Source organism: Streptomyces roseifaciens (assembly GCF_001445655.1).
GTDB lineage: Bacteria > Actinomycetota > Actinomycetes > Streptomycetales > Streptomycetaceae > Streptomyces > Streptomyces aureoversilis.
This window is the reverse complement of the sequence record NZ_LNBE01000003.1, coordinates 878,820-899,097: the sequence shown is the minus strand read 5'-3', so window position 1 is coordinate 899,097 and position 20,278 is coordinate 878,820. Positions and strand designations below refer to the sequence as shown.

General features: G+C 73.6%; 18 protein-coding genes. 5 read left to right on the top strand and 13 right to left on the bottom strand.

What is annotated here, in order from left to right; genetic code table 11:
- Positions 1-6: 6 nt before the first annotated feature.
- From AS857_RS09765 to AS857_RS09755, 3 genes are read right to left on the bottom strand one after another with little or no spacing between them, the layout of a single operon-like run.
- Positions 7-1,218 (bottom strand): MAB_1171c family putative transporter, encoded by a 1,212-nt coding sequence (locus tag AS857_RS09765; protein ID WP_058044034.1) that lies wholly within the window; start codon positions 1,216-1,218, stop codon positions 7-9.
- A complete protein-coding gene (locus tag AS857_RS09760) occupies positions 1,211-1,888 on the bottom strand; it encodes a hypothetical protein (RefSeq protein WP_058042727.1) in 678 nt (225 codons plus the stop codon). The genes AS857_RS09765 and AS857_RS09760 overlap by 8 nt, the downstream gene beginning before the upstream one ends.
- Positions 1,885-2,367: a helix-turn-helix domain-containing protein gene (locus tag AS857_RS09755; protein WP_058042726.1), complete on the bottom strand. Its 483-nt coding sequence runs from the start codon at positions 2,365-2,367 to the stop codon at positions 1,885-1,887. The genes AS857_RS09760 and AS857_RS09755 overlap by 4 nt, the downstream gene beginning before the upstream one ends.
- 376 nt (positions 2,368-2,743) lie before the next feature.
- Between AS857_RS09755 and AS857_RS09750 the strand changes: the two genes are divergently transcribed.
- Positions 2,744-3,994, top strand: coding sequence for a hypothetical protein (locus tag AS857_RS09750; RefSeq protein WP_058042725.1), 1,251 nt, complete (start codon positions 2,744-2,746; stop codon positions 3,992-3,994).
- On the top strand, positions 3,991-4,548 hold the full coding sequence (locus AS857_RS09745) for a hypothetical protein (protein WP_058042724.1): 558 nt from the start codon (positions 3,991-3,993) through the stop codon (positions 4,546-4,548). Before AS857_RS09750 ends, AS857_RS09745 begins: the two co-directional genes overlap by 4 nt.
- Before the next feature lie 24 nt (positions 4,549-4,572).
- Here the strand turns inward: AS857_RS09745 and AS857_RS09740 are convergent, their stop codons facing one another.
- Positions 4,573-6,975 carry a tetratricopeptide repeat protein gene (locus AS857_RS09740; protein ID WP_245699727.1) on the bottom strand — a complete coding sequence of 801 codons (2,403 nt, stop codon included), beginning with the start codon at positions 6,973-6,975 and terminating at the stop codon, positions 4,573-4,575.
- Between the two features lie 235 nt (positions 6,976-7,210).
- Between AS857_RS09740 and AS857_RS09735 the strand changes: the two genes are divergently transcribed.
- Entirely contained in the window at positions 7,211-10,375 is a 3,165-nt protein-coding gene (locus AS857_RS09735) for an AfsR/SARP family transcriptional regulator (protein ID WP_058042723.1), read from the top strand.
- 233 nt (positions 10,376-10,608) lie between these two features.
- Here the strand turns inward: AS857_RS09735 and AS857_RS09730 are convergent, their stop codons facing one another.
- A complete protein-coding gene (locus tag AS857_RS09730; RefSeq protein ID WP_058042722.1) occupies positions 10,609-11,028 on the bottom strand; it encodes a hypothetical protein in 420 nt (139 codons plus the stop codon).
- Positions 11,029-11,228: 200 nt separating this feature from the next.
- On the opposite strand from AS857_RS09730, the gene AS857_RS09725 reads away from it, so the two are divergent.
- Positions 11,229-12,167: a trypsin-like serine peptidase gene (locus AS857_RS09725; RefSeq protein ID WP_245699725.1), complete on the top strand. Its 939-nt coding sequence runs from the start codon at positions 11,229-11,231 to the stop codon at positions 12,165-12,167.
- Positions 12,168-12,237: 70 nt separating this feature from the next.
- Here the strand turns inward: AS857_RS09725 and AS857_RS09720 are convergent, their stop codons facing one another.
- The 3 genes from AS857_RS09720 to legP form a co-directional block, all read right to left on the bottom strand.
- Positions 12,238-12,999 (bottom strand): hypothetical protein, encoded by a 762-nt coding sequence (locus AS857_RS09720; RefSeq protein WP_058042721.1) that lies wholly within the window; start codon positions 12,997-12,999, stop codon positions 12,238-12,240.
- On the bottom strand, positions 12,999-14,279 hold the full coding sequence (locus AS857_RS09715; RefSeq protein WP_058042720.1) for a VWA domain-containing protein: 1,281 nt from the start codon (positions 14,277-14,279) through the stop codon (positions 12,999-13,001). The genes AS857_RS09720 and AS857_RS09715 overlap by 1 nt, the downstream gene beginning before the upstream one ends.
- An 86-nt stretch (positions 14,280-14,365) precedes the next feature.
- Positions 14,366-15,184 (bottom strand): Dot/Icm T4SS effector Zinc-dependent metalloprotease LegP, encoded by an 819-nt coding sequence (gene legP, locus AS857_RS09710; protein WP_058042719.1) that lies wholly within the window; start codon positions 15,182-15,184, stop codon positions 14,366-14,368.
- 85 nt (positions 15,185-15,269) lie between these two features.
- On the opposite strand from legP, the gene AS857_RS09705 reads away from it, so the two are divergent.
- Entirely contained in the window at positions 15,270-15,620 is a 351-nt protein-coding gene (locus AS857_RS09705) for a YbaY family lipoprotein (protein ID WP_107105544.1), read from the top strand.
- Here the strand turns inward: AS857_RS09705 and AS857_RS41180 are convergent.
- The 5 genes from AS857_RS41180 to AS857_RS09680 are packed head-to-tail and all read right to left on the bottom strand — an operon-like array spanning position 15,606 to position 20,272.
- Complete coding sequence (locus AS857_RS41180) at positions 15,606-16,280, bottom strand: restriction endonuclease (RefSeq protein ID WP_245699723.1); 675 nt, start codon at positions 16,278-16,280, stop codon at positions 15,606-15,608. The two genes, AS857_RS09705 and AS857_RS41180, sit on opposite strands and share 15 nt — an antisense overlap.
- Entirely contained in the window at positions 16,277-16,477 is a 201-nt protein-coding gene (locus AS857_RS38740) for a hypothetical protein (protein WP_058042717.1), read from the bottom strand. Before AS857_RS38740 ends, AS857_RS41180 begins: the two co-directional genes overlap by 4 nt.
- Positions 16,477-17,331 (bottom strand): hypothetical protein, encoded by an 855-nt coding sequence (locus AS857_RS09690; RefSeq protein WP_058042716.1) that lies wholly within the window; start codon positions 17,329-17,331, stop codon positions 16,477-16,479. Before AS857_RS09690 ends, AS857_RS38740 begins: the two co-directional genes overlap by 1 nt.
- Positions 17,328-19,406 carry a hypothetical protein gene (locus AS857_RS09685; protein WP_058042715.1) on the bottom strand — a complete coding sequence of 693 codons (2,079 nt, stop codon included), beginning with the start codon at positions 19,404-19,406 and terminating at the stop codon, positions 17,328-17,330. Before AS857_RS09685 ends, AS857_RS09690 begins: the two co-directional genes overlap by 4 nt.
- The gene (locus AS857_RS09680) at positions 19,403-20,272 is read right to left on the bottom strand and encodes a hypothetical protein (protein WP_058042714.1); all 870 of its coding nucleotides are present in this window, start codon (positions 20,270-20,272) and stop codon (positions 19,403-19,405) included. Before AS857_RS09680 ends, AS857_RS09685 begins: the two co-directional genes overlap by 4 nt.
- Positions 20,273-20,278: the final 6 nt, after the last annotated feature.

The following is a 20,278-nucleotide window of genomic DNA, read 5'->3' as shown; positions in this document are numbered from 1 at the left end:
ACGCCGTCAGGGACGGCGTGCCGCGCTCATCTCCCGTAGTTCCTCGAGGACGGCGTCGACCATCGGGTCGTGGTAGACGTCGGCGACGAGGGCCAGGTGTTCGTGTTCCTCCGCCGGATCGGCGCTGACGGTCACGACGACGCTGTCGGCGTGCGGGGCGGGGACGTGCCCGGTGATCTGGTTCTGCAGGCCCCGGCGCAGGGCCGCGGCCTCGACGACCGCGGCGAGGCGGCGCTCGTCGAGCGCGGCGCCGGTCGCCTTGCTCCGGGCGATGTCCAGGGCGGCGGGCTCGACGTGGCGGCGGATGCCGCGCTGGATGTCGCGGATCTCCGCCATCTGCCGGTTCGCCCGCCACTCCAGGTCCGCGAAGGGCCAGCGGCCCGTCAGGCGGTGCCCGGTGAGGGTGACCTCGGGGGCGTGGGCCGTGACGGCCTGCCAGAGCGGCTGCAGGCGGTGCAGCCGGCGCCAGGCGGAGACGCGGGGGCCTGCGGCGGGCAGCGAGAAGCCGAGGAGGACCAGCAGTGCGGCCACCGAGGCGCTCATCGGGGCGACGCCGTTCGACAGCCAGTAGACGTCGTGGCCCGCCCAGGTCAGCACGAAGCCGACGAGCTTGCACAGGCAGTAGAGCAGGCCGAGCCAGCAGCCCGCGGCGAGCGTGCGCAGCCCCTTGGCGAGCCAGCAGGGGCCGAGCTGGGTGGCGTAGCGCGGGCAGAGCGCGCCGAGCCCGGCGAGGCTCGTGCCGAAGATGGCCAGGTACAGCACCAGGAAGGCGACGACGCCGGGCGCGTGGGCGTAGGCGGTGCTGAAGTCGCGCGGGTGCTCCACGGAGTCGGGCCGGCCGACGGCGAAGCACACGATGGCGGTGGCCCAGGCGACGGCCACGACGGCGACGGCGATCCGGGAGCGCACGGCCGCGCGGGCGTGCGCCCGGGCGTCGCCGCGGCTGGTCCAGCGCAGGAGCAGCACCGTGGCGCCCGAGGCGAACAGCACCACGGCCGAGTACAGGAAGACCATGGCCAGGTTGGCCACGCCGGTCAGCCGGTCGAACGCGCGGTAGACGCTGGGCGCGGAGAACAGGAAGACGACGGGGACGCCGGAGGTCATCAGGGCGGTCAGGCCCAGGTCGACGTTGCCGCGGTCGCGGAACCAGGCGCGGGCCTTGTAGCCGACGATGGCCCAGGCGACGGCGCTGAAGGTCAGGTAGAGGACGTCAAACACGGCCGCCTCCACCGTCTCCGCCGGCCCCGGCGTCCCCGCCGGCTCCGGCGTTCTCCCGGATCCCGCGGCGGACGTGCTGCAGGGCGGGCCCGAGGGACGCGGCCAGCTCGGCGGCCGCGCCCTCCAGGCGGGCGTCCTGACCGGGCGGCGGGGGCACGACCTTCTCCATGAGGAGGGTGCCGAGGATCTCCGTCTCGCGCTCGGTGAGGTTGTCGTAGCAGTGGTGGCGGGCGAGGCCCATGGTCAGGCCCATGCGGCGCATGGCGGTGGCCACGTCGACCGAGGGGGTCCACACCTTGAGGGCGTCCTCGGTGACGGCCGGGTCCTGGTCGTGGCCGAGGAGGAGGTGGCCGATCTCGTGCAGGACGATGTGGACCTGGTGCCAAGGGGACGTCTTCTGCTCGTAGATGACCCAGTAGGCGTCGTCGGTCGTCGCGGTCATGCCGGAGACGACGCCGTCGAGGCTCATGGGGACCAGGCGGATGGGCAGGCCGACGCGGCGCGCGACGATGTCGCACAGGCCCTGCAGGTCGGTGGACGCGGGCAGCGCGAGCTCCTGGATGAGCTGCTTGCACCGGCGCCGTATGCGCCCCACTCGCATGCCTGCACCGTCCTCGTCCTCGGTACGCCGCCAGTAAGTGAAGAGCCGGTCATCCGCCGTAACGGTCACGGGCGCTCCTCACCACCCGCGTCGGGCGGGTCGGACGGAAGGTTCATCTGCTGCCGGAACTGGCAGATGATCGTCGTAAGGCTGTCCTGCACCTCCGGGGGCAGGCCCACCGAGCGCAGGGCGATGGCCCGAACCCGCTGGTCCCGCATGGCGACGAGGAAGCGGACCTCCTCCTCCACGCGCTCGGCCTGCGAGGCCGAGAGGTCGCCCATCAGATAGCCGACGGGCACGGCGAAGAACTTCGCCAGCGCACGCAGCACGTCCGGGCTGGGGTTGGCACGGCGGCCGTTGCGCAGCATCGACAGATACTGCTCGGTGAGGCCGACCTCGCCGTACTCCTCGCCGTTGGTGATCTCGTCGGCGACGTGGCCGTTGGTGTACGGGGCGCCGGGCGGGTGCATGTTCGCGAACAGGTAGTTGAGCCGCGCCGCGAGCGGGCTGCCCGCGTCACCTGCCGACCTGTCGCCCCCGACTGCCATCCGCTCCGTCCTCACCGGCCGATGTTCTTCCCCCACGTCACCTCACGGCCAGTTAAGCCGGAGGTGACTGCGAGAAGCATCCTGTCACGCCTCGAACCCCCAGCACTAGTCCGCCCGGTGTTTCGACTGGGTGACGGACTTAACCACGAGTTGATACTCGCCCTCACCACGCGCGGAGGACCGGACCGCGCCCCGGCGGCGCCGGCGCGGGCCGGTCCGCGCCCCCGGCAAGGAAGCGTCGAGGTCGCTGCAAGCATTCCGCCAGACCCCCCGGGCAGACCCGGCCCGAAGGAAGACCGGAAGAACACCGGAAGACGACAGGCGCGGGCCCGCCGGGGAGGGCGGGGCCGCGCCGGGATTCATGGGGGAAGCTCTCATGTCTGACACTCACGGGCGGCCGGGTCCGCTGCCGGCGCCCGAGGACCGGTGGCTGACGCTGCCGGGCCGCAAGCGCGTCCTGGTCGTGGTGCACACGGTCACCTACGGGCAGCGGCTGCGCGACGTGTTCTCGCTCCTGGAAGGGGACCTGCGGATCCAGCTGGTCTTCACCGCCGCGCCGCACGCGCTCGGGGAGGGGACCGGCGGCTTCCTGCACGAGCTGGGGGCGGCCGCGCTGCCCTGGCAGGAGGCGGTGCGCACCCGCTTCGACCTGGCTCTGGCGGCGGGTTCGCGCGGCATCGAGAAGGTGCGCGGCCCGCTCGTGCGGCTCTCGCACGGAGCCGGGCACATCAAACTGCTGCGCGGCGGGCGCCCCGCGCCGGCGGACGGCCGGCCGACGGGGATGCTCAGCCGGCAGTACCTGACCCGGGGCGGCCGGGTCGTGCCCGCCGCCATCGCGCTCGCCCACGAACGCGACCTGGCGGAACTCGCGCGCTGGTGCCCCGAGGCCGTGCCGGCGGCCGCCGTGGTCGGGGACCCGTGCTACGACCGGATCGTCTCCAGCCTGCCGCTGCGGGACGCCTACCGCCGGGCGCTGGGGGTCGGCCCGCGGCAGCATCTGGTGGTCACCACCACCACGTGGGGGCCGTCCTCCTCCTTCGGCCGGTTCGACGCGCTGCTGCCGCGGCTCATCGGCGAGCTGCCGTCCGACCGCTACCGCGTGGCCGTGCTCGTGCACCCCAACGTGTGGGCGGGGCACGGCGGCCGGCAGATCCGCACGTGGCTGGCGGGCGTCCGGGCGCGGGGGCTCGCGCTCGTGCCGCCGGAGACGGACTGGCGGGCACTGCTGGTCGCGGCGGACTCGGTCATCGGCGACCACGGCTCGCTGACCTCCTACGCCACGGTGGCTCCCCGCGTCCCGGTGCTCGTGGCCCGCTTCCCGGAGGACGAGGTCCATCCGTCGTCCCCGGCGGCCGCGCTCGCCCGGACCGCGCCCGCGCTCTCACCGCTGCACCCGCTGGAGGGCCAGCTGGAGTACGCGGCGGCGGAGTACCGGAAGCGGGAGTACGAGCAGGTGGCCGCGCTGATCTCCTCCGAGCCGGGCCGCTTCAACCGGCGCATGCGGACGCTGATGTACCGGCTGCTCGGCCTGGGCCAGCCCGCGTACGCTCCGGTCACCGAGCCCGCGGCGGTCCCGCCGCCGCTCGACGGCGGGACGGCCCGGCGGACCGCGGGGCCGCGCGCATGATGCCGGGTCACGTACGTGCCGTCGTCCGGCCGGGAAGGCGCCACCGCGGCGCGACCGTCCTGCTGGACGGCGTCAGCTGGACGGTGCGCCCCGGTCCCGCCGGCCCGCCGGCTGCCGACGACGGAGGCGTGCGGCGACTGCCCGCCAGGGACGTCCACTGGAGCGTGGACCCCGACGGGCGGGCGGCTCCCGGCTGGGCCGGGAGCGCCGACGTGCTGCGGTGCGGGCGGCCCTCACCCGGGCCCGGTGCGGCGTCGTTCCGGGCGATGGGACTGCTCGCCCGCCACACGGGCTGCCTGCTCACGGCCGTACCCGTGGCCGGCGGCGGCCTGGTGATCGGGGTGCGGGGCGGACGGCTGCTCACGATGGAGTGCGAACCGGCGCCACACGGTCCGCACACGGGTGCCGGGGCCGACGAAGTCGCCGTCCTCGCCTCGTACGTACACGGCCGGATCGTGGCGGGCCTCCCGCTGGAGCGGCTCGCCGGACTGGCCGTCGGGTGTGCGGGCCGGGTACTGGAGCTGCGGGAGGTGTACCCGGCCGGAAGGCCTTGACGGGGGCTCGGCCCCTCGGACCGGCTAGGAGGGCCCGGCGCCGGGGAGTTCCCCGAGCCGGGCGCTCAGCCGGGCGGCGTCGGAGGGGCTGAGGGGTGCGTACAGGGCCAGGGAGCGCGTGAACCAGCGGTGGGCGTCCGCCGCGTCGCCGCGCTCCCCGGCCACCATGCCGAGCATCTCCATGGTGCGCGCCTGCCAGTGGACGGATCCGGATGCCTCGAAGTCCTGCAGGGCCCGGTGCAGTTGCCGGGCCCCGGCCTCCGGATCCCCGGCGAGTGCGGTGGCGCGCCCCAGGTGGGCGAGGGCGCGGGAGGCCTCGTAGCCCTCGCCCTCGGCCACCAGGTCGTCGTAGGCCCGGGACAGGTGGTCCACCGCCTGCCGGCCACGGCCCCGGGCCGTGGCCGTCTCCCCCAGGCACACCCGCGAGAGTGCTGCTCCGCGCCGGTAGCCGATGGCCTCGCGCAGGGCGAGGGCGCGGGCGAAGAAGCCTTCGGCGCGGTCCGGGTCGTCCTTCAGCTGGTGCGCCCTGCCGAGGCCGTGCAAGGCCTGGGCCTGCTGCCGTTCGTCGCCGTCCTCCAGAGCCCGGCCGAGGGCGTCCGTGAACCACTGCACGGCGTCGTCGGGACGGCCGGCGTTGCACAGGCCGCCGCCTCCGGACGTCAGCATCCTGGCCGCGCCCGCGCGGTGGCCGTCCCGCAGTGCCGCCGCGAGCCCCGTCTCGTGGGCCTCCACCCACAGGTCGTAGGGGCGTAATCGCAGGAACAGGGGCCACATGGCGTCCGCGAGCTGCCAGGCGCTCGCGTCCCAGCCCCGGTCGGCCGCGAGCCGCAGCGCGGCCATGAGGTCGTAGCGGTGCCCGTCCAGCCAGGCGAGGCATCCGTCGGCGCTGTCGAAGGGGGCCGGAACGGCGGGCGGGTGGGCGTAGGAGCGCGGCAGGGTGCGGTGGCTGGGTGTGAGGAGCTCCTCGGCGGAGGTGGCGGCGGCGAGGCAGCCGTCCACGAACCGACGGAGCGTCATTTCACGTTGCTGGGGCGTCTCTTCGCTCTCCGCCCGGCGGGCGGCGTGGAGGCGGACGAGGTCGTGGAAGCGGTAGCTGTCCACTTCGTTCTCCTCCAGCAGGTTCACGTCGGCCAGCAGGTCCAGCAGGTCCTCGGCCTCCTCGGGCGCCACCGCGCAGGCGGCGGCGACCAGGTGCGCGTCGTACTGCCGGACCGGGAGCAGGGCCATGGCCCGGTAGGCCCGGGCGGCCCGCGCGGGCAGGGCGTCGTAGGACTCGTCCAGGGCCGTTCGCACCGCGGCCTCTCCTTCCACGCTGAGTCCGTCGAGGGGTCCGCGCCCACGGGTCAGCGCGGAGGCCAGCGCCGCGACCGGGCGCCGCGGCCGGGAGGCCAGCTGGGCGGCGGCGAGGCACAGGGCGAGCGGCAAGCGGCCGCACAGGGAGACCACTTGGCGTGCGGCCTCGCGGTCCCGCTCGACGCGGTCGCCGCCGACGGCACGGGTGAGCAGCTCCAGCGCGGCCGCCGGATCGAGCATGCCGACGCGGTGGAACCCCGCGCCGTCGACGACGAGCCCGGTGAGCCGGTACCTGCTGGTGACGACCACGAGACTGCCCGGGGCGGCGGGCAGCAGGGCGCGCACCTGGGCGGCGGAGAAGGCGTTGTCGAGCATCACCGTCAGCCGCAGGTCGGCCGTCAGCGATCGCCACAGCGCCGTCTGCTCCTGCGCCGCGGCCGGCACGGAGCCCGCGCCGAGGGCGCGCAGGAAGCCCGCCAGCGCCTCGGTCGCACGGGCCGGGCCGGCGGAGGCGTGGCCGCGGAGGTCCGCGTAGAGCTGCCCGTCCGGGAATTCGGGCGCGGCGGCTTGCAGCCAGCGGGAGACGAGAGCGGTCTTGCCGACGCCTGCGGGGCCGCTCACGACGACGAGCCGCGGCGCGCAGCCGGGCCGGGCGGTGCGCAGCGCGTCGAGCGTCCGGAGGTCGTCCGTCCGGTCGGTGAAGTGGGCGGGGACGGGGAGAAGTTGACGCGGAGTAGGGGGCCGCCGGGGCGGCGGGGCGTGGTGCAGGTGGATCCCGCCGTGGACGTCACGCGCCTGGAGGCTCGGCCCCTCGACCCGGGTGTCGCCCTGAAGGACGTTCGTGTGCAGGGCTCCGGCTGCGGCGCCCTGCCCGGCGTGCGCGTGGAACCACTGCCGCAGGGCCTCGCCCAGGCGGGCGTCCCCGGTGTGGCCCACCAGCGCGGCAGCGAGCGCGTGCAGGCTCTCGTACGAGCCGGTGAGCCCTGCCGCGCTCCAGGCCGCGGCGAGGGCGGCGTCCCGTTCCCGGGCGGCGGCGGTCAGGCGCTCCAGGGACCGCCAGGCGGCGCCGCCGGGCGGCAGGCCCGCCGCCGGTCCGGCCCCCATGAACACGTCGACGAGGTCTCGTTCTCTCACCGGATCCGTCGCTCCCCTCTGCGCCGGGCGGATATGACGCATGCACATGGCCTATCCATCTGGCAATGCCTGACCGAAGAACTACCCATCCCGTGTGTTTTCGATCGCCCCCCTGGGAACCACAATCGATTCACAGCCACTCGTGCGCAATCTGGCACCAGAGTTTGACGCTGTGTCATGCTCATCCTCCGAGTTGGACGTCCCGGCGGAAGGGGCGCAGGTGGAATTCCGGCTATTGGGCACCGTCGAATTGCGGGCCGGCGAACGGCGCAATGGGCTCGGCTCCGCAAAGGCCCGCTGCACGCTCGCGGCCCTCGCCTACGACGTGGGCCGCCCGGTGAGCCTGGACACGCTCGTCCACCGCGTCTGGGACGACGATCCTCCGAAGCGGGCCCGGGACAACCTCTACACCTACGCGTCCCGCATCCGCTCCGCCCTGCAGAAGGTGGGCGGGGACGACGCCCCGGCCCTCACCTCGTACGCCCACACCTACATCCTGGAAGCCGACCCGGAGACCGTCGACCTGCGCCGCTACCTCGGTCTCACCGCCCGGGCCCGCGCCCTCGCCGAGAGCGGCGACCCGGACCGGGCGATCCGGCTCCTGGACGAGGCGGCCCGGCTCTGGCGGGGGGAGCCGCTGGCCGGGCTGTCCGGCTCGTGGGCCGAGCACGTGCGCTCCACCGCCGAGGCCGCGAGCGTCTCGGCCACGCGCACACGCGCCGTCCTCACCATGCGGCTGGGCAACTTCGCGGACGCCGTCGCCGGGCTCTCCGGACTGGCGCGCCGCTGCCCGACGGACGAGTCGCTGGCAAGCCTCCTCGCCCTGGCCCTGCACGGCAGCGGGCGCACCGCCGAGGCCGGCCGCCTCCTGCGCCGGGTCACCCACGCCCTGGTCAGCGAGCACGGCACGGACCCGGGCGAGGAGCTCCAGCGCGTCCAGCAGGGGGTGCTGAACGGCGTCCCCGCCATCCAGCTGCTGCCCCGCACCGGCGGCCCCGGCCCCGGGCAGGAGCGGGCGGCCGTACCCGACAACCTGCCCCACGACGTGCCCTGGGTCGGCCGCGCGGAGGAGCTCCACCGGCTCTCCACCACCCTCGCCCCCGGCCCGGACGGACCGCGGGCCGTCGTCCTCCTGGAGGCCATCGACGGCATGGGCGGCGTCGGCAAGACCGCCCTCGCCGTGCACGTCGCCCACGAGCTGCGCGAACGCTTCCCCGACGGCCGCATCTACCTCAACCTGCGGGCCCACGCCACCTTCCAGGAGCCCATGGGGCCGGAGGACGCGCTCGGCCAGCTCCTGCGGCTCCTGGGCGTACCGGCCGGCGGACTGCCCCGCACGCTCGACGAACTGACCGCGCTGTGGCGCACGATGCTCGCCGACCGGCGGGCCATCGTCATCCTGGACGACGCCGCCGGACCGGAACAGATACGGCCGCTCCTGCCGGGCGCCACGCCCTCCCAGATCATCATCACCAGCCGGCGCCGGCTGGCGGGCCTGCCCGGCGTCCGCCCCATCTCCCTGGACATCCTGCGCCGGTCGGAGGCGGTCGCCCTCTTCCGCGACCGGATCGGGCAGCGCGGGTCGGGGCACGAGGAGAACGCGGAGGACACCTCCGAGATCGTCCGCCTCTGCGGCCACCTGCCGCTCGCCATCGAGATCGTCGCCAGCCGCTTCCTCTCGCACGGCTCCTGGACCACGCGCGACCTGATGACCCGGCTCGCCCGCAGCGACCGGCTCCCGGAGATCCGCGACAGCCACCGCGACCTGGCCCGCACCTTCGACTTCTCCTACCGGTCCCTGACCGCCCTCCAGCAGACCGTCTTCCGCAGGCTCAGCCTGCACATCGGCGCCGAGTTCGGGGCGTACGCGGCCGCGGCGCTCACCGGTCTGTCGCTCGACGACACCGAGCGGGCGCTCGAGGACCTCCTCAATTTCCATCTGCTGCAGGAGCCCACGCCGCACCGCTACCGGATCCACGACCTGCTGCGCGAGTACGCGCGCGGCCTCGGGACCGCCGACCCCGCGGCCCGCGCGGAGGACGAGCAGGCTGCGCAGCGGCTGCTCGCCTTCCACCTCCACTGCGCGGACCGGGCAGACCGCGTGCTGTACCCGCACCGCATCCGGATCGACGTGACGTCGGTCCCTGCGCCCGACGAGTCACCGACGTGGATCGACCCCGCGGGCCCGCAGGAATGGTTCGCGACGGAGCGGAACAACCTGCTCGCGGTCCTCGACCACGCCCGCGGGAAGGGGGCGCCTCGCGAGGCCGCTCTCCTGGCCAACGCCCTCGGCGGCTTCCTCGAGGAGGAAGGCATGTGGGCCGTCGCGCAGGAGGCGCACCAGGATGCTGTCGCCTACTGGCGCGAGGCGGGGGACCGTCAGGCGCACGCCCGGGCCCTCAACGACCTCAGCGTGATCAACACGCACCTCGCCGACTACGACGAGGCCATCCGCCACGCGAACGAAGCACTCGCCCTCGCCCGCGCCTGCGGCGACGCGGAAAGCGAACCGGAAGCCCTGCAGCGGCTGGCCCTGCCGTACGCCTACACCGCGCGCACCCACGAAGCCCTCGCCTGCCAGCAGGAGGCGCTGACCCTGCTCATGCGCACCGGCAACCGGCGGCAGCAGGGACGCTGCCTCAACAACCTGGGCATCATGCTGCTCGACCTGGGCCGCTACAACGACGCCGCGGAGTGCTTCCTGGACGCGCTCTCGCGCTTCCGCGAGGTCGACGACCGGCGGGGGCAGTGCCAGATCCTCAACAACCTCGGCGAGATCCACGGCATCCTCGGCAACCAAGAACGGGCGATCCGCTCCTACACGCAGGCGCTCGCCCTGGCCAAGGCGATCGGGAGCCGCGGGCACCGGGCGACGATCGGCATGAACCTCGCGCGGGAGCTCCTGGACTCCCACGACGTGGAGCACCCGCTGACCCTGTGCCGGCAGGCGCTGGACACGTTCCGCAGCATGGGCAACCGGCGCCACGAATCCATCGCCCTCAACACCCTGGGCCAGGCGCTGCGCCGCGCGGGGCGCGAGGACGAGGCCCTGGCGCACCAGTCCGCCGCCCTCACCCTGGCCCGCAGGATCGGTGCCACCCACGAGGAGGCGTACGCACTGCGCGAACTCGCCCTCACCGAGCTCTGGACGGGGCGGCTCCGCCATGCCGCCGAGCACCTGGCGGCCGCGCTGACCATCCACCGGACCGCGGGTGCGCACCTGGAGGAGGCGACGACGCTGGAGGCGCTGGCGGAGCTGCGGGCGCAGAGCGGGGACCCGGCGGGGGCGAGGCGGGCGCGGCGGGAGGCGGCGGATATCCGGGAGAAATTGAGCGAGCCGCTTCCTGATCCTTCACGGCCAACTCCGATCACATTTGATCAGTTGGACCAAGGGGCCTAACCGGAGCTGACCGGAGCATTAGCTTCTGCATCGGCCGCATAGTCCTTACGGCGGCTGCATGCATGTGCATGCCTCACATCACACAGAACCCAGAGGAAAAGTAACGTGAACAAAGCACGCCGGTTCGCCCTTGCGGCCACCCTCGCTCTCGCTTTCGCCGCACCGATTGCCGCTGCCGCACCGGCCGCCGCCGTTTCCCGCGTGTGCATAGCCTCCCTGGTCCACCCGTAGGTTCACTCCGCCGGGGCCGTCCCTCCGGGCGCCCCGGCGGGCCCGTTCCACGTGATGTCCCTGCCCTGGATCACCGTTCCGGTGCGGGCGTTGCCTCCGACCGTATTGACGGTCCGGCCGGCGTCGACCGTCACGGCCGACCGCGCGCGCTCGGCCCAGCGCACGAACTCGGCGGCGGCTTCGGGGTCCTGGTGAAGGTGCGCGAAGAGCAACGCGGCGAGCGACCTGACCTGCTCACCGTCTGCCGGGTCGAGGGGCAGCGGCACCGTGCCGCCACCGTCCGGCTCTCCCCTCCTGCCGAGCGCACGGCGGGCGAAGTCCACGAGGGACGCCCATGCTTGCCGCCCCACCTCGGTCCCCGCGGAGCCCGCAGCGGCGGTGACCGCGGTCGTGACGGCGGTCAGTGACACCGGATCAACCATTGGCCCACTCCTTGCCCGATGGTCGTTCGATTCCCTGTCCAGCGCAGGCTATCGGTACGTTTCCGGCATGTCCCACGTCCTTGTGAACCTGTCGCGTCCTGCCCTGTTCCCCCGGCTCCCGCCCGTAGGACGATGACACGCTCGCCCCGTACGTGCCCTCGCCCTGCCGGGCGCCCCGCGCACCGAGGAGGTATCCGTCCGTGAACAGACCTCGCTTCTGCAGACCGATCGTCGTGCGCGGCCTGACCGCCCTGTTGTTCGGACTGTCGGCCGCCGTCGCTTCCGGGCCGGGTGCGGTCGCCGCCGGGGGGCCGCCGAAGCGGGCCGCTGCCGAGGCCGACGCCTACTGGACGGCCGAGCGCATGGCGGCCGCCGTGCCGTCCACCACCGCGGACCGGAAGGGCGCGCGCGCCCGTGGCGGGCCCGTGCCGCCCAGCCACCCCTTCGACGGGCTGCCGCAGGTGGGGACGTTCTTCTGGACCGACGGGGACGACACCGGCCGGTTCTGCGGCGGTACGGTCGTGCGCAGCCCGCACCGGGACCTGGCCGTGAGCGCGGCGCACTGCCTGCGTTCGCCGGATCCCAGGAAGCGGCTGACGTTCGTGCCGCAGTACCACGACGGGCAGAAGCCCCACGGGGTCTTCCCCGTCGAGGCCATCTACATCGACCAGCGCTACTACGACCTGGGGACGGACCGCGGCGCCCGCTGGGACTACACGGTGCTCCGGCTCGGCGAGCGCGAGGACGGCGAGAACGTGCAGAGCGTCGTCGGCGGCTTCGACCTCGCGATCCGGCCGGGGTACGCCCACCGCAGCGTGCGGCTCATCGGCTATCCCGGCAGCAGCGACGCCAAGTACCCCAAGCCGCTGGACTGCTCCTCCTCCACGCACCGCTACACCAGCACCGACCCGAACGCCCCGGGCGACTTCCTGGAGATCGCCTGTGCGGGGTACGTCGGCGGTACGTCGGGCGGGCCGTTCCTCGTGCGCGGGGCGGACAGGTACGCGCTGATCGGCGTGATCGGCGGCTACCACACCGGGGGCGACACCCCGGACATCTCGTACAGCTCGTACTTCACGGAAGACTTGCTGGATCTGTACCTGGCCGCCGTGGAGGGCGACCCTCCGGCGAGCCGGTGAGGCGGGACCGGCCGGTCCCGCCTCACCGCCGCGCGCGGGTGCTCCTGCGCAGGGGCCTCCTGCGAGGGCGCTACTGCTGTGCGGGGCGCCGCGGGTGGCGCGTCAGCACGTAGCCGCCGATGGCCGCGAGCGCGCCGAGCACGGCGCCGCCGACGGTCCAGGCCCAGCGGTCCGACCACCAGCTGCCGTTCCAGCCGTCCTCCGGCTCCTTGACGGCCGCGGCGTGCAGCGGGGTCACCTCGCCGCCCTCGGCGCGGGCGCCGCCCGCGTCCTTCGCCGTCGCCTCGACCTCCGCCTTCACCGGCAGGCCGTGGTCCCGGTCGGGGGCGTCGGTGAGGGTGAGGCGGATGTAGTACGCGCCGGGCAGCGGGTCGTTCGCCCACCGCTCGGACCACGGGCGGACGGTCCGCAGCGTGCAGGTCAGGGTCACCGACGCGTCCTGCCCGGAGGCACGCTTCGTCGGCTCGCCCGAGGCGCAGGCCTGGCGGCGGCGCAGTCCGTCGTAGACGTCGAGCTGCCAGACGGCGGAGCCGTGCCGCGTGGCCGCCTCCGGCAGGTTCACGGTGGCCTTCACCTGCGGCTGCTGGCCGGCTCCGGCGGGGAACTGCCAGTACAGGTAGTCACCGGTGGAGGCGTCGGCGGTCGCCTTCTGCCCCTGCTTGAGGACGGTGGCGGTACGGAAGCCCGTCCCCGCCTCCGTGGGCGCTCCGTCCTCGGCGGCCGAGGCGCCCGGGCTCGGGGAGGCGGCAGCGGCGGCGCCGGCCGAGGTGAAGAGCGCGGCGGCGGCGAGCAGGGCGGCCGAGGCCGCGCGTGCTGTACGGGTGAGCCTCATCAGTTCGCCCTCCACACCGTGACGCGCCAGCGGGAGACCCAGCCCCACACCAGCCCTGCGATCAGCCCGGTCAGGGCCAGGACGGCCAGCAGCACCCAGCCGCGGCCGAGGCCGAAGGCGGCCAGGTCGGAGGGGTCGTCCGGGGCGTCCACGAGGTCGACGGCCAGCTCGACGGGCAGGCCCGGGTCGCGCTTGACGCCGGCGGGGGCGGAGAAGGAGCTGGAGACCTCCAGGCAGACGGTCCGCGGCTCCTTGCCGTCCTCCTTGGCCTTGTCCTTGTCCCCGGCCTGGCCGTAGGGGTAGCGGAGGCCGGACGAGATGACGTCCGTGCGCCCGCTCCCGGACTCCGCGCCGCGGACGAGCTCCTGGCCGCCTTCGCTCACGGCGCGCACGAGCACGCCGTAGTCACGGTCGACGGCCCGGTCCGCGCCGATGCTCACCGACGTGCGCAGCTCCTGACCCGGCTTCACGTTGACGCGGTACCAGCGGTGCTCGGAGAACGTCTCGCGGTCGGTCCACAGGCCCGCGCCGATCTCGGGGGCCTTGGAGCACGCGTCGGCGCCCCGGACGGGCTTCGGGGTCTCGACGGGCGTCTCGGCCCGGCGCACGAGCTGCTTGATCCGGCCGGACAGCTCCTTGGTGTGGCGGACGGTGCTGTACGTGCCGCCGGTGGCCTCGGCGATGCAGCTGAGCTGCTCACGGGTCTTGTCGTCCTGGGCCAGGCCGAGGGTGTCGATCGTCAGGTGCGTGCCCTTGGCCGCCAGTTCGCGGGCCACGTCGCACGGGTCCGGCTGGCCGCAGGAGTCCTCGCCGTCGGTGATGAGGACGATGCGGCGGGTGCCGCCGTCGGTGCCGAGGTCCTGGTCGGCGCCGCGCAGGGCGTAGCCGATGGGGGTCCAGCCGGTGGGCTGCAGCGTCGCGACGGCGGTCTTCGCCTCGGTGCGGTCGACGGGGCCGACGCGGTAGAGCTGCTTGCTGTCGCGGCAGCCGAGCTCCTTGTCGTCACCGGCGTAGTTGGCGCCGAGGGTCCGGATGCCGAGCCGGACGTCCGCCGGCACCGCGTCGATGACCTCGTTGAACGCCTGCTTCGCGGCCGCCATGCGGGTGCGGCTGCCGCCGTCCACGTCCTGGGCGCGCATCGAGCCGCTGACGTCCAGCACCAGCTCGACCTTCGGGGAATCCTTCGGGGGGCCGTCGGCGGCGTTCGCCGGCGCGATGCCCCCGGCCAGGGCGGCGAGGAGGGCGCAGGCGCCCGCTGCCAGCCGTTTTCTGATGATCATTGGAATGATCCTAGTGATCACCGGCCGGGGGCCCAACTCGAAGTACCCGGGGTTACGGGGCCCTTGCGCGGGCCTCCGCCGGGCCCTTACCCGGGTGCCGGATCGAAAATGGCGCGGATCGCGTCGATGTCCCGCGGACTGAGCCCGATCCGCTGGCCGATGACGGCATTGGGGTCGGTGGGGGTGATGGTGTCCCGTCCGTTCCGGGAGAACGCGTCCCTCGGGTAATGCATGATCGACCCGTAGTCGTACGGACCGACGTCGTCGCCGTCCGCGATGTGCTGGTCGAAGTTGTGCTCGAACCCCGGGATGATGTTCTCGAAGCGGATCGTCACGAACCGGTCCCGGTCCTCGCGGCTCTGCTCGTGCCACAGCCCCACGGCGTGCCCGATCTCGTGAATGGCGTTGCCGGTGCTGCAGTTGCCGCCGAGTGTGATGTCCTGGCGGCCGCCCCGGCGCCCGACGAACGACGAACAGCCGTTGCCCGGCACGAACCGCACGTAGTCCGGCTGCCCGGCCCGCCGCGGGAAGCGCATCTGCGTGCGCGACTCCCAGTGCGCGATGGCGTCGGTGACCCGCTGCTGGTTCGGCAGCGCGGGGTCGATCTCGAAGGGCACCACGTGGTTGGGCCAGCGGACGCCCGGCCCGACGACGACCACCGCCGACTGCGGAAGCCCCCTTTCGGGATGGAATTGCGCCGCCTCCGTGCGCCGTTCGACCTCGGCCGCGGTACCGAGGACGATATCCCCCTCGAATACGGCCAGTCCGTCGATCTCCACGTACTGGACGGCCCGGATCTCGAAGGTCGCGCCGGCGATCAGTGCGGTCTTCACCGTCTTCGCCGCGGGCGCCGAACGGAATTCACCGCGGCCCGCACCGGCATCATTGGTCTCAGCAGGGGACATGATTCCACCCCGACTTCCGTCAACCTTATAGGTCTCAATTCCGGAAAATACTGAGAGATATGCTGTCTGACAAGAGGTGAGGCGTATGTCCGTTACGGACCCCGCGGAAATCGAAGTGGAAGTGACCTTGGCGCCGGGCGCCGGCGCGCCCCGGACCGCACTGACGCTCCACGTCACCGTGGAGGACACGAGCACGGCCGACGCCCCTTCCCGCACAGTGGCCCATGCCCGCCTCCCCCGCATCCGCCTGGACCACCCCCCGTACCCCCGCGTACGCCTGACCTTCCCCGCACCACCCCCGGGCACCCGCTACACCGTCCGCGCCCACGCGGACCACGACGACTCGGGCACGATCACCCCGGGCGACTGGATCACCAGGAAAAGCCACCCGGCAACACCCCCGACCGTGACCGTGGAACTGTCACCCGTGCCCTGACCCGACGTCACGCACCCCCAGCAGCGCCGCCAGGGTGCGACGGCCTTCGGCCCATTCGCGCAACCGGTCCCTGTCCACACAGTGGATGCCGTGACGCTCTCCCCAGGCCCGCGCATCGCGGGTGAAGCCGCCGTTCGTCACCACCACGGCCACGTCGGCTCCGTGTACGGGACCGGCGGTCCCCTTCACCTCGTACATCACGCGGGAACCCACCCGCCCGCCGATCGCGGTGTGCTTGCACTGGGCGACGAACACCCGCCCGTTCCGGTCCCTGCCGATGACGTCGGCCGCCTGGTCGCCCCGGCTGCCGACGTGCCGCGCGGCGATGCCGTCGCGCTCCATCAGGTCCCGTACCGCCAGCTCGAACTGACCCGGCGAGAGGGCGTCCACGTGCTGCAGGGACAGCCGAAGCAGTCCCGGGACCCGCCCGGCCCGGCGCCGTGCCCGCCCCCGGACGGCGACGAGCCACCAGCAGGCCGCGGCCGGCGGGACGCCCAGGACGAGGAGCCAGGCGTACGCGCCGAGCCCGGCGAGGAGCCCGAGCAGGCGGTGCACGATCAGTGAGAGGAAGAGGAGCGCGACGAGCGCGGCCGCCGTCTCGGCCCGGGTACGGGGCGGCCGGAGCCGCCTCCCGCCCGGGGCCCGCCGCCGCGGTATCACCGGGACTCCGCCGGGCCCGCCGAGGGCACGGGCCGGGGACCGTGAGGCGTGTCCGCCTCTTCCGCGGTGCACCCGTTCAGCAGGCCCCAGCCGAGGAACGCGGCGAGCGCGAGACCTATCCATGCGCCACCCGTACGACGCCTGGGGGCGGGCACCCGCACCCAGTGCCCGCGCCGGTAGTACCTGTCTCCGGCCATCAGCCTTCTCCTTCCGGTCCTTCCGGTGCCGTCATGGCGTAGATGCGCTCGACGACAACCTTGGCCAGTTGTTCCCGCTCCTCCGCGGAGAGCCGGTCGAGGACTTCGTAGATCACGTCGCGCTCGGGGGGCGGCGCTTCGGCGGTCCTCGGATGATCGGTGACCCATTCCAGGACGTGCCGGACCTCGTTCGGATGGTGCAGCAGCCACAGGGCGGCGAGCGCGTCGGGTCCCGTGCGCACCGCCTGGAGGTAGAACTCGTACTCCTCGCGCCGCTGCGGCGACCACAGCTGAGGCGGGGCGCTGTCACCCCCGCCGGCGGCCCCCGGCAGCTCGAACGCCGGCGCCGTGGTCTCCGCACAGCAGGCCAGGCCCGTGCCCTCCAGGGGCTGCGGCCGCGACAAGTACTGGGCGACGTGGTGCGGAGTGAGGTCCTGTCCCGTGGCCCGGGCGCGCGCGGCCATCGTCTGCAGCAGACGGTCCAGGTGCCCGCTGACGGTGGCCCAGGGATCGCCGGGGCCGGGGCCGCTCAGGACCGCCCGCGCCGGGTCCGCGACCCACCAGGTGATCTCCAGCATGGCCGGCTCGGCGCCGACGGGCAGCTGCCACACCCCCGTGCGCGGACCGGTGTCGACGAGGTACGCCTCCTCGTACCCACCCGTCAGGGCCTTCAGCAGGGACAGCCGCTCCGAGGGCTCGGAACCGGCCCGCCCGCCGGTCTCGACCAGCACCAGCGCCATGTGGTCGATGTGCGACAGCCGGAAGCGGACGAGCTCCCGGAGGGGGCTGCGCCGGCCCCGGGTCCACAGCGGGGCGGCCGGGACGGGGGTGGGGTGGTAGGTGGTCGTGGTCATGCGTGGCCTCTCTGTGGTGTGCCCGTCCCGCGCCACTGCGCGAGGGCCAGGCCGGCGCGTTCGGCACCGGGGGCCGGCGCGGCGCGTTCCAGGTCGGTGAACAGCCGGAAGACCCCGCCGCGCAGGTGCAGGGCCAGCCCGTCGACCAGCCGTTCCACGGCCAGTGCGCGGCGGGGGTCGGTGGTTGCGCGCCGCTGCCATTCCAGGAGGGCGGCGCGGGCGGTGTCGAAGCTCGTCGGTTCCATGAGCGCGGAGCGGATCAGTTCCGTCCCCGGGGGCGCGTCCCCGGAGAGCAGGTGAGCGCTCCACCACTCCGCCGGCTCCCTCACGGCCGCCGCCGTCTTCAGCAACTGGGCGACGGCCGCGCACGCCGTACGCCTGGCCGCTCCGGCCGGGCGGGACCACTGGACGAGGGCATCGACCACCCGTGGCCGGAGCGCGGGTTCGGCGAACAGCGAGAGCAACGCCCGCCGGACCGCCGATTCGACGGCGTCGGATCCGTCCTCCCGCGCCGTCACCGTGGTGTGCAGCAGGGCCAGCGCCACCTCCGGGCGGGCCAGGCCGAACTCCGTGGCGCACGTCAGCGCCGCCGTGCAGCGCAGCGACTCGGAAGCCGCCCGGGACCAGCCGCGCAGCCGGTTCTTGACGGCGGTGGCCAGGACGGGGTCGGCCGAGGCGGCGCCGAAGGCCCGGGCGGCCATCCGCCAGTCGCCGGGCCTGCTCGAGTGGGCCAGTTGCTCGATGGGGGCGAGCGCCCGGTCGCCCGAGCTCCACTGCGCCAGCCTGCCCAGGATGAAGCCGGCGCGGTCCGCGCGGGCCCGGTGAGCCGACGGCGTCTGCTGCAGCCATTCCACGAGCAGCTCACCGGCGTCGCGGTGCTCGCGCCAGACGAGGTCGAGTACGGCCCGGCCTTGGAGGTGCCGGGTGAAGGCCACGGGTTCGACGGCATAGCTGTGGGTGGAGGCGGCTCGTACTTCCCGGGGGCCGCGGTCCGCCTCGATGGCGGCCAGGCGCTCCTTCCTGGAACGCAGGAAGACGAAACCGGGGTTCTTCACCGAGGTGACGGCGTCCGCCTCGGGCGGGGTGGCGTCGAGGCGTCCGGCGGCGACCTCCAGCAGCCGCCGGGCCTCTTCCTCGACCACGGTGTGGTCGAAGTGTTCGAAGACACAGGTGGCGAGAAGGAGGGCGAGGTCATCGGGGCTGTTACGGACTGAGCGCAGCAGCTGGGGAGCACAGTCGGCGGCGTGGAAGCTCAGGTGCCGGCCGATGGCCGCAGCCTCGGTCGTCCCATCCGCCACTTGGACGATCCCGGAGACGATCTCCACGACCTGGGCCGGTCCGGGGCGGCGTTGCAAGGTCTCGTCGAGGAAGCCCGAGGGAAGCTCGGCGAGAACGGTCCGCCGTCGTGCCGGGTCAGGCAAGGCGGTGGCCAGCTTGGCGTCCAGGACCGCTCGTGCAGGCGGTGGCGTCGCCCGGACCGGATCGACGTGCAGGACGCCCTTCAGGTGGGCGAGGATCTGCGGCGTCTGTTCGGTGATGACGACCAAGCAGGCGTCCGACCGTTCGAGTTGCCGCCTCAGGTTGTCCAGCGCGATGCTCCCGAGGGCGAGGGTCCGCGTCTCCAGGAGGCCGTCGATCAGATAGCCACGGGCTCCGGTGCCACCGACGGTCCACGTGGCGAGTTCGACGTCGGAGTCGACGGCGCGCAGCGCGAAGCTTCCGGTGTGCCGCTGCAGCAGGTTCAGCGCGGCGGTCCGGCGTCCGCTGCCCGGCGCGCCGACGAGGAAGACCACGCGACTGCCGGCCTGTTCGAGGGCCCCGGTGAACCAGTCCGGTTCGGCGAAGCCGCTCATGGCCGCGAGGGTCTGTTCTGCGGCGATGTCGCCTTCGCGGCTCTCGACGGTCTCACCGGGCACGGTGACGGGGCCGCCCATGTGCTGACCGCCCTCGACCGTATGCGCGAAGGTGACGGTGCCCATGTTCCAGATGACGGGCTGTCCGCCCGCATCCCCGAAGATCTGGGCGAAGTCCGGGGGCGGCGCGGGCTGTGCCGGCCCGCTCGGTTCGTTGCTCATCGCCCGGCGCCGTCCTGACCACCGGCACCGGGTCCGTGCACGTGCTGGTGCTGGCCGCCGCGCACGGTCTTGGCGTGGGAGAGGAAGCCGTAGTTGTTGGTCACGGCGGGTGCCCGGTCCGGTTCGGGCGCGGGTGCCCGTCCGGGTTCGGCCGGAGCTGCCTCGGGCTGGGGCTCGGGCTCCTGTTCGCCCAGGATCCGCCGGTCGTAGAGGTTGCCCGAGGGGGCGGGTACGTAGAGCCAGGCCCGTTGCTGGAAGTTCTTGCCCTCGACCGTGGCGGGCACCTCGATGAAGTGGTCGGGGTGGCGGCGCGTGTAGCCGGAGAGGACGGCGTCCTCGAAGACCCGCTGGGAGAGGATCGCGGCGACCTGGGTGATGCTTTCGCTCGACGCGGCCAGGATGGCCCTGACGGGCGTGGAGTCGAGGAGCCTGTGCGTGTCGTTGCGGGGCGTGCCGTTGCCGTCGCCCGGTGCTTCGGCATCGGGCAGCGGCCCGACGTGGAGGCTGACGCGCAGACGGAGGCGGCCGGTGGCCGTGGCGTGGATGTTGTAGTCGGTGAGCAGTTCCTGCAGTTCGATCAGGAACGGGTGGATCACTCGCGGGAGGGCCGTGGGGTCGAAGCCGAAGACGAATCCGTCGCCGGTGTTGTTGGCGAACCGCTGGTCCTGCCACAGCTGTCCCAGGCCGGCGCGCTCGAGGGCCTGTTGCAGGAGTTGCGGGATGAGGGTCGTGATCCTGACGTGCTCGACCGCGGGCCTGCCGGTGAAGTCCTTGGCGTCCACGGCCAGGATCCCGCGGTAGGGCGGCAGGTCCCGGCTGATGCTCCACGGGGCCGGGCCGCCGGGGGGAAGTCCGGTGCTGGGCATGGGCGA